We start from the raw sequence: 12841 nt of genomic DNA, 5'->3' as shown, positions 1-12841 counted from the left end.
TCAAATTGCCCTGCATCGTCACCGGATTCTCCTTTCTGCGTTCAATACCGACGAAAGGAGCGTACCCGTACGCCTGCCGCCGCGTAACTGGCCGGACGGTCTATAGCAACCCGGCGAAACATCGGGCACATTAAAAAAGCGCCGCGTGCCAGGGGGCAGCGCGGCGCTCTTTAGCGGACCGAACGTGATGCAGCGATCTCAGTTTCTTTCGTACGAAATTTTCTCGACACCCGTGTCACTGCCGAGCAGGCAGATATCGGCACCGCGCCCCGCGAAGAGGCCCACCGTCACCACACCCGGCCACGCATTCACGTGCATTTCGAGCGTGCGGGGGTCGCTGATGCGCAGGCCCTTGACGTCGAGAATCTCGTTGCCGTTGTCGGTCAGGAACGGCGTGCCGTCCTTCTGCACGCGTACCACGGGCACGCCGCCCATCGCCGTGATGCGCCGGCCGATCGCGGTGCGCGCCATCGGCACGACCTCGATCGGCAGCGGGAACGTGCCGAGCACGTCCACGCGCTTGCTGGCGTCCGCGATACAGACGAACACTTCCGACACGGAAGCGACGATCTTCTCGCGCGTAAGCGCCCCGCCGCCGCCCTTGATCATCGCGCCGCTGTCGTCGATCTCGTCGGCGCCGTCGACGTACACCGTCAGCGATTCGATCTCGTTCAGATCGAACACCTTGATGCCGTGCGACTGCAGACGCGCCGTCGTGGCAAGCGAGCTGGACACCGCGCCGCGATAGCGCTGCTTTGTCGCAGCGAGCGCGTCGATGAAACAGTTTGCGGTGGAGCCCGTGCCGACACCAATCACGGCGCCTTCGGGCACATTGGCGTTCACGTAGTCGGCAGCGGCCTGGCCGACCAGTTTCTTGAGTTCGTCCTGAGTCATGGGGAAGTAAGGCGGGCGTGAGTAAAAACGTGAGTTTACCGGAAGCTCAGGGGGCCGGCCGCGTCGGCGGCACTTCGGGGCTGCCGTACCTGTCGAGTAGCGCATCTGCGATCGCTTCGGTTTCGGCATCGGGGTTGCCCGCGTAGTCGCGCGGGCGGAAGTGCATCTGGAACGCGGCGAACACGCGGCGTGCGCGCGCGTCGAGCACGCCATCGGTGGCCGTTTCGTAGCCGTAACGGGCAAGACGGCGCTGCAAGCCGGCTACATCGACGGGTGCAGCGGGGTCGCGCCCTGCAAGGTGCGTGATCACAGCGGACTCATCCGGCCATGCGCCGACACCGGCGTCGTAGAGCTGCTTCCACGGGAAGAGTGGACCGGGATCGATCTTGCGTTGCGGAGCGATATCGCTGTGGCCCACGACGCGTGTTGGCGGAATGCCGTAGCGCGAGACAATGTCTTTCGCGAGGCGAATCAGTGCATCGACCTGTGCCGGTGGATACGGCTGCCAGCTGCGACCCTGTGGCGTGTCGACCGGGCCGAGGTTGACGTTCTCGATACCGATCGAAGCGGCATTCAGTTCCGTCGTGCCCTGCCAGTAACTCACACCCGCATGCCACGCGCGCTGGTTTTCCGGCACCAGCTGGAAAACCACGGGTTCACCGTGTTCGATCCTGGGCGCATCCGGCACGACATAGTGGGCGCTGACTGCTTCGGTTGTCAGCACCTGCAGCGACTTCGCCTCGTCGATCTCGGTGTAGTGCATCACGAGAAAACGCACGCGCGAGTCGGCGTTCTGCGCGTGGCGGCTTGTATCGGCGAGGTACGTGCCACGCTCGACCGTTGTCGTCGCGCACGCGGCAAGCAATGCGGTGGAAAGAGCGAGCGCTGCGAAACGAATGATGTGCATGGCCGGGACGCGCTGGGCGTCAAAAAAGTGACTTCTGCTTTTTCGCCCATCTCCCGCCAGTCAGCCAGACATACCGGGGCATCAGGAATCTGAAGATCGGCAAGAACAGCTACGGCGGTGTGAGCGACCTGCTGCCCCGACTGGCCGACGAGGCACGGTTGCGCGGCGCGGATGCGATTATCGAATACGACGGCGCGCAGCGATGCGGCTTCTGGCCGTGGCGCCTTGTCAGGCCCGTGGCGCACGGCGTCGCGGTGCAGTGGACTGAAGCCAGGCCAGCAGGTTGCGAGTCCATCGGTGGCACGAAACTGAGTACGATCCTGCCGACGAATCAGCCACAGGTGAAGTGACGCTGACTCGTGCCGGGATACCGGGATGACTGGCAGGACACTGCAATGACAGGTGTCCTGCATGACCCGACGACCAGCGGCAAAAGCCGCCGCCGCTTCAGGTCTTCGTCAACGCCCCGCGCTGCCGCACCGCTTCGAACAGACACACGCCGGAGGCCACTGAAACATTCAGGCTCTCGACGCTGCCGGCCATCGGAATATGCATCACGACGTCGCACGTATCCCGCGTGAGACGGCGCATGCCTTCGCCTTCGGCGCCCATCACGATCGCCACCGGGCCATCGAGTTTCGTCTCGTAAAGTTCCGCCGATGCCTCGCCCGACGTACCCACCACCCACACGCCCGCATCCTTCAGTTCACGCAGCGCGCGCGCAAGGTTCGTGACCGTGATGTAGGGCACCGTATCGGCTGCGCCGCTCGCCACTTTCGCGGCCGTCGCATTGAGACCGACGGCGCGATCGCGCGGCGCGATCACGGCATGCGCGCCGGCCGCATCGGCGACCCGCAGGCACGCGCCCAGATTGTGCGGATCGGTCACGCCGTCGAGCACGAGCAGCAGCGCCGGACCGTTGATGCCGTCGAGCAGCTCCGCAAGATTCTGCGCGAGCGGCACGTCGCCCGCACGCGCAACCACGCCCTGATGGCGCTCGGTATGCGCGAGGCCCCACAGACGCGTTTCGTCGGCGGCAATCAGGCGCACGCCCGCTTCTTTCGCGACATGCAGGAACTCCGTCATGCGGCGATCCTTACGCGTCGCGTCGTAATACACCTCTTCGACCGACGATGCGTCGTGCCGCATACGTGCGGTCACTGCGTGGAAACCGTATAGAACCTTGAGACGTGACATGACTGGACAACCTTTGATTGAGCGAAGCTGCGTTGCGCTTCGAATGCGCCCGTCTGCATGACGGCACGCCAAGCGTCGCGCCTGCAAAAACGGAAAACAGACAACGCGCAGCGGGCATCGATCACGACGCCGATGCCGCGCGCTGCACACCTCATCGGGCGCGCCGGCCGCCGGTTACGCCGGAGGCCGCGCGCGCCCTATCGCTTCTTGCGCGACTGCGTCTTCGACGCCGGCTTCGCGGACGACGACGCACTGCGCTTTTTCGCCGCGCCGCGCGCATCGCGCGCTTCCTTCACCGCCGCGCTGGCTGCCGGCGCGGCTTTCTTGCGACGACCGCCGCCTTCCGCGGGCGGCAACGACCGTACTCGCGGACCGCCATCGATGCCCGCCTTGTCGACGAGCGCCGGACGGCTCGACGGCGCCTTGATCGGCGTATCGCGCACGAGGCGGAAATCGATCTTGCGCGCATCGAGATCGACGCGGCTCACCTGCACCCGCACACGATCCGACAGACGGTAGCGAATGCCTGTCCGCTCGCCGCGCAGTTCGTTCTTGACCTCGTCGTACTGGAAGTAGTCGGAGCCGAGTTCGGTCACGTGCACGAGGCCTTCGATAAAGAGCGCATCGAGTTGCACGAAAATCCCGAACGACGTGACGCCGTTGACCATGCCGCCATACTCTTCGCCGAGCTTGTCGCGCATGAAGTAGCACTTGAGCCATGCTTCGACATCGCGCGACGCTTCGTCGGCGCGGCGTTCGTTCGACGAACAGTGCAGGCCCAGTTCCTCCCAGATCGCGGTGTTCGAGCGGTTACGGTTGCGCTTTTCATCGTCGGCCTGCTGCATGGCACGCGCGCGCGGCGACAGCGCCGTGTTCAGCGTGACGCCGTGCGGCGCGCTCGGCTGATACTTGCGGCCCTGCAGGATCGCGTAGATCGCGCGGTGCGTCAGCAGATCCGGATAACGGCGGATCGGGCTCGTGAAGTGGGCATACGCCTCGTACGCGAGGCCAAAGTGACCGATATTCTCCGGGCTGTAGACAGCCTGCTGCATCGAGCGCAACAGCATCGTCTGCAACATCTGCGCATCGGGCCGGTCGCGGATCTGCGCCATCAACGCGGCGTAGTCGCTCGCGTGCGGCGTCTCGCCGCCGCCGAGCGAAAGACCCATGCCGCGCAGGAACGTGCGCAGGTTTTCGAGCTTTTCAGCCGTCGGCCCGGCGTGCACGCGGTACAGGCCCGCATGCTTGTTGCGCTTCATGAAGTCGGCCGCGCAGACGTTCGCGGCGAGCATGCATTCCTCGATCAGCTTGTGCGCATCGTTGCGGGTGCGCGGCACGATCTGCTCGATCTTGCCCTGCGCGTTGCAGACGATGTACGTCTCGGTCGTGTCGAAGTCGATCGCGCCTCGCTTCTGGCGCGCGGTAAAGAGCGACTTGTAGACGCCATGCAGGTTCTGCAGTTGCGGCAACAGCGCCGCACGACGCGCGGCCTCGGGACCCTTCGTGTTGGTCAGCACGGCCGCGACTTCGGTGTACGTCAGACGCGCGGCGGAATGCATCACGCCCGGATAGAACTGGTACGCCTTGATCTCGCCGCGCGCAGTGATGACCATGTCGCACACCAGCACGCAACGGTCGACGTGCGGGTTCAGCGAGCACAGGCCGTTCGAGAGCTTCTCCGGCAGCATCGGAATCACGCGGCGCGGGAAATACACCGACGTGCTGCGCTCGATCGCATCGACGTCGAGGCCGCTGTCGGGATGCACGTAATGCGAAACGTCGGCGATCGCGACGATCAGGCGGAAGCCATCGCCACGACCCACGGTAATGGGCTCGCAATACACGGCATCGTCGAAGTCGCGGGCGTCCTCGCCGTCGATCGTGACGAGCGGCACGTCGCGCAGATCGATGCGATGACGGGTGTCCGACGGGCGCACTTCGTCGGGCAGTTTCGCGGCGTCGTCGAGCGCGGCCTGACTGAACTCGTGCGGCACGCCGTACTTGCGCACGGCGATTTCGATTTCCATGCCCGGATCGTCGATATCGCCGAGCACTTCGACGACACGGCCGAGCGGCTGCGAGTGACGGCTCGGAAAATCCGTCAGTTCGACGACCACCACCTGGCCGACGCGCGCCTTCTTCGTGTTCTGCGTGATCAGGATGTCGTGGCCGATGCGCTTGTCTTCGGGCGCCACGATGAGTGCGCCGTTCTCGTTCAAAAGCCGCCCGATTACGCGACGGTTCGCGCGATCCGTCACCTCGACGATATGACCTTCGGGGCGGCCGCGCCGGTCGTAACCGACGATGCGCGCGAGCACGCGGTCGTTATGCATGACCTTCTGCATTTCACCCGTCGGCAGGAACAGATCGTCCTGACCGTCATCGCGAACCAGGAATCCGTAGCCGTCGCGATGGCCCTGCACGCGGCCAGCGACAAAATTCGACGGGTGCGTCAGCTGATAGTGGCCACGCTGGTCGAGCCGGATCTGGCCGTCGCGCTCCATCGCCCCGAGGCGCTTGAAAAAACCTTCGCGCTCCTGGCGCTTGATCGACAGTGCCTCAGCGATGTCATTCGCGGCGAGCGGCGTTTCGCTCGTGCGCAGCACGCCCAGAATTTCTTCACGGCTCGGAATCGGATAGGGATATTTGCTCAAGGGCTTATCGATGATTTTTTCTCGTTGCGTGGACATCGGTCGATGATGCGCTTCTGTACTGCGCCTGCAATTCAATGCGAGTTACTGCGTTGCCACTGCCTTGACGCGGTTCGTGTAGCGTGCCCGGCGGGCGCGTTCCCCGTGCCAGCGAACTTCTGCGGGGCATTCTAACACCCGTCCAGCACGCCACGCGGCCCTTGCAGCCTGACGCGGCAAGGCGTTTCCGCGTTCATGCCCGGCTGTCGCAAAATGCTTGACACGGTCATCGGGCCCGCTATAATTGCGTTCTTTGCTGCACACCCACCTGCCCAGGTGGCGGAATTGGTAGACGCACATGGTTCAGGTCCATGCGCCGCAAGGTGTGGAGGTTCGAGTCCTCTCCTGGGCACCAGATTCAAAAAGAAAGCCACCTTCGGGTGGTTTTCTTTTTTGTGAAGCCCTTTCGCCTGCTTACGTCGTGTCCAGCACGGTTTGAACCAGCGCGGTGGCAAATGCAGAAAAACGGGTTGGAGTATGAGTTGTGCTGTTGTGATTGACACAGTGCATCAACCCGTTAAAATAACGGTCTAGCTTGAAACGTGCCCAGGTGGCGGAATTGGTAGACGCACATGGTTCAGGTCCATGCGCCGCAAGGTGTGGAGGTTCGAGTCCTCTCCTGGGCACCACGATTTCAGGCTACACGGCTACACAGCGTCACACAACAGACCCCGCAAAGCGCCAAGCCTGCGGGGTTTTTGTTTTCCGGGCCGGTTTTGCCGCACTCGCACACGACCATGCTGACGCCTGCCACCGTTCCTGTTGGCCGCTCTCTCGCAAATGGACCCGCACGCGGGTCGACTCAGGAACACCAGATCGACCATCGTATCCTTCCGCACAGTCGATAAACCTCACTTTTTCTATACTTCGCCCAATCCGGGAAATGCGGGCGCGCACTTCGCTGACGAAGCAAGGTGACGTGCCGCGTTAACCGCCGCGAGACAAATGTCCGCGCGCCGCCCACCGAGTTGCCCGTCGACGACCCAGACCGAATTTTTACTAACGGCTCGTCAGAAGCCATGGGCGACGGGCCGTCCGATGCGAACGAGGGGTAATCGACAATGAAGCTGCACTATCAAAGATCACTGCTGTTGATTCTGGTACTCGCGGTGTTTGTCTGGCTTGCATGCTTTTTCATGCCGTTTCCGGCCAATTTCGAAGATAGCTTCATCATGTACCGCTATGCCCAGAACGGTGCGGACGGATTCCCCTATGAGTGGAACCGCCACGCCGGCACCGTACAGGGCATGACCGGCGTCGCCTGGGTGACCCTTGTGACGCTCGTCACGCGAATCACACGGCTCGACGTTATCAATGTCAACAGCTATGCATGTCTGGTTTTTTCGATCCTGACGCTGCTGGCAATTTACGCGACTGCGGTGCGTCACTTCAGTGCCCGTAACGGATGGCTCGCCGTGTGCCCGCTGGTCGCGATCGTCTCAAGTCCCTTTTTCATCAGGGCAGCCAGCAACGGACTCGAAACGTCCATTACCGTTTTCTTCGTCGCGCTGTCCATCTATCTGCTGGGCTTTCTGCGGACCTCCGGCACACACCCGGTCTGGGCTGGCATATTTTCCGGGCTCACCGTTCTCGTGAGACCCGATCTTCCGATCTTTCCAATCTCGCTCTTCTTCTTTGGGCTCGCGCTCGCCGATGTAGACCGGAAGCAGCGGGTAAAAAGCTGCCTCTTCCTCATTGTCTCCACGGTTCTGGCGGCGTTGTGCGCCCTCTTTGTCGTCAATATTCTGACGGGAACAGCGCTTCCGCTTGCTGCCAGCCTGAAGTTCGCCATGACCGATCTGCTTCTCGGCCGCCTGCCGGGAAATCAGTATCGTTTTATCCTTGGCTTCCAGCTGGCATTTCTCAGTCACCTCCTTCCGCTTGTCATACTCGCTCTCGTGTCGACGGTCCTGCTCGATCGCGAGAATTCGAAGCCATATCTGCCCGTCTATCTTGCGTGCGCGGTCTATTTTGCGTACCTGTTCACCGTCCTGCCTATTGTGGACGTGGCGTATCGTTTCCAGTTGCCCGTTCTCATTGGACTGTCGTTCGCGATGGTGCATTTTTTCGATCTGGTCGTTGAATCGCCCATCCAGAGAAAACAGGGCATCGCATTGATTCTGGCAATCACCGCACTTCTCGCGGTCAGTAACGTCAGCCGCCTGTTCGCCGACAGGAAAGAGTCTGAATTCCTGCTTGTGGACCACACGCCATACGAGAAAATTGGACGTGAACTTCGCGATATTCCTGGCGTCTCCATCGCTTCTTCCGAAGCCGGGAAACTCGCCTTTTATTCCCAGAAGAAATTCTTCGATACAGTGGGCCTGAATGATCTTTTTGTGGCGCGAAATAAAAAACGGGATAACTATCCTGCATTGCTATCGAATTACCTTCGAAGCAATTTCGGCATTCCCGACATCTACGTGCGCCCTTTTCACGCCGAAATTGACAGCTATGCGTTCCTGGAAATAGTCCCGGATTTCGACACGCTGTACGAATGCAATAAAGGCAGCAACGCGGAACGGCTTAATCTGGTCGTATGCGTCTACAGATTTGGGCCCCACGCCCGCGCCGTTATGTCGAGCATCGAGAGGACGGGGCTGGGCATCGAATTTCACTGACGGCCTCCACCCCCCTCCCCCCAAACGGACGCCACGACGATCCCCTTCGGCGCTGGCGTCCGGTTCAACGTCAGCCGGGTTTACGCGCCCCTCCCGAAATCGGTAAACCTGAAATCCAGAAAAACTAAATACGGTTACCGAGCCGTGCCCTTGCGCACATTTGACCCAGCCGTATTTTTCTATAATCCGCATACCGGCCGGCGCCTGAAACCAGGCATTACAAAATGCATTCGGTTTAATAACAAAATGAACTCATTCGACCTTGATATTCTGCGGTTTGTAAACCATTTCGCTTTTCGTTCTGCGTTATTCGATCATGTTGCCGAGGCAATATCGGGACTTTATTTGACGCGGCTGGTTTTGATAGCGATGTTGTGGTGGATCTGGTTTCGCGGCGGCCCGAAGGCCCGGCACGATCGCGAGGTTGTCATCGCGACGATCATCGCAAGCTTCAGCGCCCTCATTTCAGGCCGGCTGCTCGCTCACTGGCTGCCATTCAGGCTACGCCCATACGTCAATCCCGATCTGGGGATGACCTTTCCGCAGAATGAGTCGACCGCGCATTTTCTCCGCACATGGAGTGCATTTCCAAGCGATCACGCGATGATGTGGTGCGCAGTCGCGGCCGGGATCTTTCTCGCTTCCCGGCGCCTCGGGATCGTCGCGCTTTTGTATTCACTCCTTTTCATCTGCCTGCCCAGAGTCTATCTGGGACTGCATCATCCTACCGACGTGCTGGCAGGCGCCGCCCTCGGCATCGCGATCTGCCTCATCCTGAATCATCGAGCGCTCAGGCGAGCTATCGCGGCGCCGATTCTGGACTGGTCGGCGAGGCATGAAGGCGCGTTCCACGTTGGGATTTTTCTGCTGGGTTTTGAGCTTGCGAGTCAATTCGACGAGATCCGGACGTTAAGCGAACCGTTTCTCAAGCACCTGTGATCTGTCGCCGGCACGCGCTATGCCTTGAATGCGCCAACGGCCCGAATCGCGACTATCAATGCGGGCTTTGCTCATCCCTCACGGTTGCGATCATGGCCGCAGGATGGCTACAGTCAGGTCACGTACCGGCCGATCCAGCGCATGCCGTTGAGGCATGACAGCAGCAGACTTCTAAACGCCTTTCGACGCATAATGCGGCCCGCTGGTCATTGCGAACAGCGCTGCCGCTGATGGCGCTTTCCAGAATCCTCAACGGTGCGATCCCGTCGCGCCATCGATCGCGAAGGCCAGCGCGCCACGCCGAACGACCCTACTCCGCGTCCCCGTAACTGCGTTTCGAACCGAAGGTTCGCGCCCATGCCAGGCTGGTCGTCGCTACAACGTAGGTCAGAAATCGCCGGTAGTACGTCGCGAGAGCCGGCTCGGCATACAACGCTATCGCACCTGCGAGGACCACCATGCCGGCCATGACAAAAGGCCGGGAGTCGAAGCCATGTCCCAGCGTCGCATCGACCGAACGGATGATCAGGTAGCCCATGTTCTGGTGGATCAGATAGAGGGGGTAACTGATACTTCCGAGCACGGAAAAGATCCTCGACGCGCGCGGACTCGTCGTGCCTCGCAGGAAGACAATAAACGCAACCACGCCGACTGCGAGGATGGACGCACCTGCGAACGCGCTCACCGGCGTGTCACCCACGAGTCTCGCGATCCGGTTGGCATCCTCGTAACAGCGAAAAGCGCCTGCGCACCCGGAGACCAGGATCGCCGCCACGCTCACGACATTGATTTTCTTCTCAACCAACAACACGTACAGCAACATGCCGATGGAGAAAAACGACAGGTATCGTTCAACCGGATACTGCGTCATGGCGGTACCAAACACATCGTCGGAAAAAATCCGGGCTGCTGCGATGCTGAAGACGTCGCACGCTGTCATCAGCAGCGCGATCCAGACGATGCACTTCCTGATGTTCGCGACACACATCGTGAGGAACACAACCGCATAAAAGATGATCTCGAGCCGAAGCGACCAGTAGGACCAGTCGGCGCCGTTTGTGAAAACGAGTGGCACGATGAAGAGCGAAGCAACGTAGCTCAGTGGCGTCGGCCAGCGCCCAAGGAGTAGACCTACTACAAGCGACAGCGTCGCGCAGACGAGCAGACAGGGCCCGAGCCGGACCGCCCGTCCGATCAGAAAGTTGACCGGACTCCGGTTAATCGCGGATGCCGTGATGATAAAGCCGCTGATGATGAAAAATATCTCTACCGAGAACGAGAAATAGCGGATCGCAAAACCGTGAGCCGGCGCGGCGTGGACCGCGCCCAGCGATGGTCCGAAATAATAGTAATGCCACGTCATGGTCAGGAACGCCAGGATGAACCGGAGAATCTCGAGGCAATCGAACCGCTTGTGTTTGGCGCTCATGCTCGTTATGTCCTGTGCGGCACCCCGTTGTACAAAATCACGATTCCGGCAAAACCCACATGGTGTATCGGGCACACACGGGGAAACCCGTGCGACATGGGCTGACGTGGCTTCACTCTAGATGGAAAGCGGGCCCGGCATCTGTGCGCGGACGTACGAACACATGTGAGCGCGCCGCGCATTCAATGACTGCGCCGAATCCGGAATTGCCTCCGAACGCCCATTACCGCTCCACTACCGGCACGCGATCCGCTCGAACAGCGACCAGTCTCCGGCTTGCGCACGCAGCACGACCTGACACTCGTCGTTGTCGAACATCGCGACGGGGAGCGGCTTGAGGTGATGGACGAAGAAGTACCGATAGATGCGGCCGTGAACCGCCTTCCAGTCGAAGTATTGCGGTGCCACCGAGAATTCAGGCCTCATCGGGGGCACATGATCTGGTCTGAACCTGACGATCTGCGGCAACAGATACGCGAAACTGAAATCGACGAAACCCTGCTGCTCAGCCTCATACCAGTTCGGATAGCTGTGCAGCGTGTATGGGTTGTGAACGATCGTGCTGCCGGGATCGTAGACGAGGCTCAACGCGCGTTGCCCCGGTTCAGTTGCATCGAGCAGTGTCTCGAACGGCGCATTCGCCGCGGCGAAGCGCTGCTCGCGCATCGCGACCACGCCGAGAAACGACCAGCAGATCGCGATCAGAACAATCCGCGTGAGCAACGGCACGCGTGACATCCATGGGCCACTCGGCGCCCTGGTATCGCGGCGCACGTCGGCCGGAACAAACATGATTGCGTATGCCGGCAGCAGATAAAGCGCAAAACGGTGATAGACGTATTCGACATCGAGTGCGGCAGACGGAACCAGCAGCCAGACGACGAGCATCGCAAGCATCGGCACGAATGCCGTCGGCGAACCCCGGTTCAATCTTGCGCCGAGGAGCCACGGGGTGGCCAGCATGAACATGCCGGCGAGCAGGAAGTACCAGTCCTTCATCTGCGCGGCGAACACATACAGAAGGAAATTGAAGCTGCGGTGCCAGCCCCACGACGCCTGTGTCCAGTCCCACACCAGGTTCGGGCCAGTGTGAGGCTCGCCGGTCCACGTCACCAGGTTGTGGTGCTTCACGTACAGCAGGTAGACGACAGTCAGCCCGCCGAGCAACGCATACGGTACCGACGCGAGCGCGACGCGCCGAACGCCCCGGAGGCTGAACGGCACCAGCGCGCCGCCCGTTGCGCAGGCGAACGCGAACACAAGACCATGCGAGAAAAAGGCCAGCACGCCCATCGCGACAACGGCTACGCCCCGCTCAGGCGTGGGTGCGGTAGCGTACCTGCTCGCCACGACAAGAAAGAATAGCCCGACGGGCGCCGCCATCAGAAAAGTGAAGAAGCCGAACTGGAAGGCAAAGCCGAAGAAGCCAGGTACGAACAGCCAGTCGAGACGAGCGTCGGCGTTGAAGCGCCTGCGCAGGCAAACGCAGCCCAGCATGAATGCGTAGAACGCGAGCGTCAGCGAAAGCTTCATCGCGACCAGCACAGGCACGAAGAACGACAGCGCCACTGCAATGACGTAGCCGAGCAGATACGGCGTGAAGTAATTGATGTAGACGAGATTCGTCCATGGCGACGTGCCGTCGAGCAGATCGCGCAGTGTTGCCACCTGCCCCGCGTGTTGTGGCAAATCGCCCATTGGCGGGCGCGGCGCAATCCAGAACAATGCGCCCGCGAGGACCACCGTGCCCAGGAAAAGAATCTGCTGCAGACTCAAACCGGTACGACTGAACGCGGCACCATTGCCGCGCGCGATGGAAACGCTGTTCATTGATATCCCCCTGCATCCGCGCGCACGGTTGCCCGGTCCCTGGCGGCCTCGCAACGTGCAGACGACATGTTATGAAATCGTAATCGTCCTGCGCTCACCTCGTATGTTTGCTGGCGAACAAGACGGCGTGCGCGGCCGGCAGTCGGGGACACCCGCAGACAGGAAATACACCGATATCCAGATTACGAAATACCTCGATAAATATATCGGTTTCGATACGAATATTTCATATAGCCGACGAAAAAGCACTTAATGTCGGATTGAATGCGCATTTACTAAGGGATTACCACGAAAACTGGCGAATCCAACCCTGCAACCGCTTAACGCCCGGCGT

The 12841-nt window shown here is 60.8% G+C and carries 9 protein-coding genes and 2 tRNA genes; 5 read left to right on the top strand and 6 right to left on the bottom strand.

What is annotated here, in order from left to right:
• Positions 1-198: 198 nt before the first annotated feature.
• Both rpiA and LPA36_RS15790 read right to left on the bottom strand, forming a co-directional pair.
• The gene (gene rpiA / locus LPA36_RS15795) at positions 199-894 is read right to left on the bottom strand and encodes a ribose-5-phosphate isomerase RpiA (RefSeq protein ID WP_228878251.1); all 696 of its coding nucleotides are present in this window, start codon (positions 892-894) and stop codon (positions 199-201) included.
• 46 nt (positions 895-940) lie between these two features.
• The gene (locus tag LPA36_RS15790) at positions 941-1801 is read right to left on the bottom strand and encodes an N-acetylmuramoyl-L-alanine amidase (protein WP_228878248.1); all 861 of its coding nucleotides are present in this window, start codon (positions 1799-1801) and stop codon (positions 941-943) included.
• Positions 1802-1920: 119 nt separating this feature from the next.
• Here LPA36_RS15790 and LPA36_RS15785 point away from each other — a divergent pair, with 119 nt between their 5' ends.
• Positions 1921-2151 carry a hypothetical protein gene (locus LPA36_RS15785; protein ID WP_228878245.1) on the top strand — a complete coding sequence of 77 codons (231 nt, stop codon included), beginning with the start codon at positions 1921-1923 and terminating at the stop codon, positions 2149-2151.
• Between the two features lie 97 nt (positions 2152-2248).
• On the opposite strand, the gene rlmB is transcribed toward LPA36_RS15785, so the two are convergent.
• Both rlmB and rnr read right to left on the bottom strand, forming a co-directional pair.
• Positions 2249-2998: a 23S rRNA (guanosine(2251)-2'-O)-methyltransferase RlmB gene (rlmB, locus tag LPA36_RS15780; RefSeq protein WP_228878242.1), complete on the bottom strand. Its 750-nt coding sequence runs from the start codon at positions 2996-2998 to the stop codon at positions 2249-2251.
• Positions 2999-3195: 197 nt separating this feature from the next.
• Complete coding sequence (gene rnr, locus LPA36_RS15775) at positions 3196-5652, bottom strand: ribonuclease R (protein ID WP_228878239.1); 2457 nt, start codon at positions 5650-5652, stop codon at positions 3196-3198.
• 306 nt (positions 5653-5958) lie between these two features.
• Here rnr and LPA36_RS15770 point away from each other — a divergent pair.
• From LPA36_RS15770 to LPA36_RS15755, 4 genes are all read left to right on the top strand, one after another.
• Positions 5959-6043 (top strand) — tRNA-Leu (locus tag LPA36_RS15770).
• 189 nt (positions 6044-6232) lie between these two features.
• Positions 6233-6317 (top strand) — tRNA-Leu (locus LPA36_RS15765).
• Between the two features lie 432 nt (positions 6318-6749).
• On the top strand, positions 6750-8309 hold the full coding sequence (locus LPA36_RS15760; RefSeq protein ID WP_228878238.1) for a hypothetical protein: 1560 nt from the start codon (positions 6750-6752) through the stop codon (positions 8307-8309).
• A 246-nt stretch (positions 8310-8555) separates the two neighbouring features.
• Positions 8556-9248, top strand: a complete 693-nt coding sequence (locus LPA36_RS15755; RefSeq protein WP_228878236.1) for a phosphatase PAP2 family protein — start codon at positions 8556-8558, stop codon at positions 9246-9248.
• 310 nt (positions 9249-9558) lie between these two features.
• Here the strand turns inward: LPA36_RS15755 and LPA36_RS15750 are convergent, their stop codons facing one another.
• Positions 9559-10677, bottom strand: coding sequence for an acyltransferase family protein (locus tag LPA36_RS15750; RefSeq protein WP_228878234.1), 1119 nt, complete (start codon positions 10675-10677; stop codon positions 9559-9561).
• 234 nt (positions 10678-10911) lie between these two features.
• Entirely contained in the window at positions 10912-12507 is a 1596-nt protein-coding gene (locus LPA36_RS15745) for a hypothetical protein (RefSeq protein WP_228878233.1), read from the bottom strand.
• Between the last annotated feature and the right edge of the window lie 334 nt (positions 12508-12841).

The organism is Paraburkholderia saeva (assembly GCF_907164555.1).
In the GTDB taxonomy this organism is placed as follows: domain Bacteria; phylum Pseudomonadota; class Gammaproteobacteria; order Burkholderiales; family Burkholderiaceae; genus Paraburkholderia; species Paraburkholderia saeva.
This window is presented reverse-complemented; position numbering and strand designations above follow the sequence as displayed.

What these genes read in the sequence shown, in the direction of transcription:
- LPA36_RS15760 (WP_228878238.1), top strand. Translation starts at nt 6,750, where the DNA reads ATGAAGCTGCACTATCAAAGATCACTGCTGTTGATTCTGGTACTCGCG.
- LPA36_RS15755 (WP_228878236.1), top strand. Translation starts at nt 8,556, where the DNA reads ATGAACTCATTCGACCTTGATATTCTGCGGTTTGTAAACCATTTCGCT.
- rpiA (WP_228878251.1), bottom strand. Translation starts at nt 894, where the DNA reads ATGACTCAGGACGAACTCAAGAAACTGGTCGGCCAGGCCGCTGCCGAC.
- LPA36_RS15750 (WP_228878234.1), bottom strand. Translation starts at nt 10,677, where the DNA reads ATGAGCGCCAAACACAAGCGGTTCGATTGCCTCGAGATTCTCCGGTTC.
- LPA36_RS15745 (WP_228878233.1), bottom strand. Translation starts at nt 12,507, where the DNA reads ATGAACAGCGTTTCCATCGCGCGCGGCAATGGTGCCGCGTTCAGTCGT.
- LPA36_RS15790 (WP_228878248.1), bottom strand. Translation starts at nt 1,801, where the DNA reads ATGCACATCATTCGTTTCGCAGCGCTCGCTCTTTCCACCGCATTGCTT.
- rlmB (WP_228878242.1), bottom strand. Translation starts at nt 2,998, where the DNA reads ATGTCACGTCTCAAGGTTCTATACGGTTTCCACGCAGTGACCGCACGT.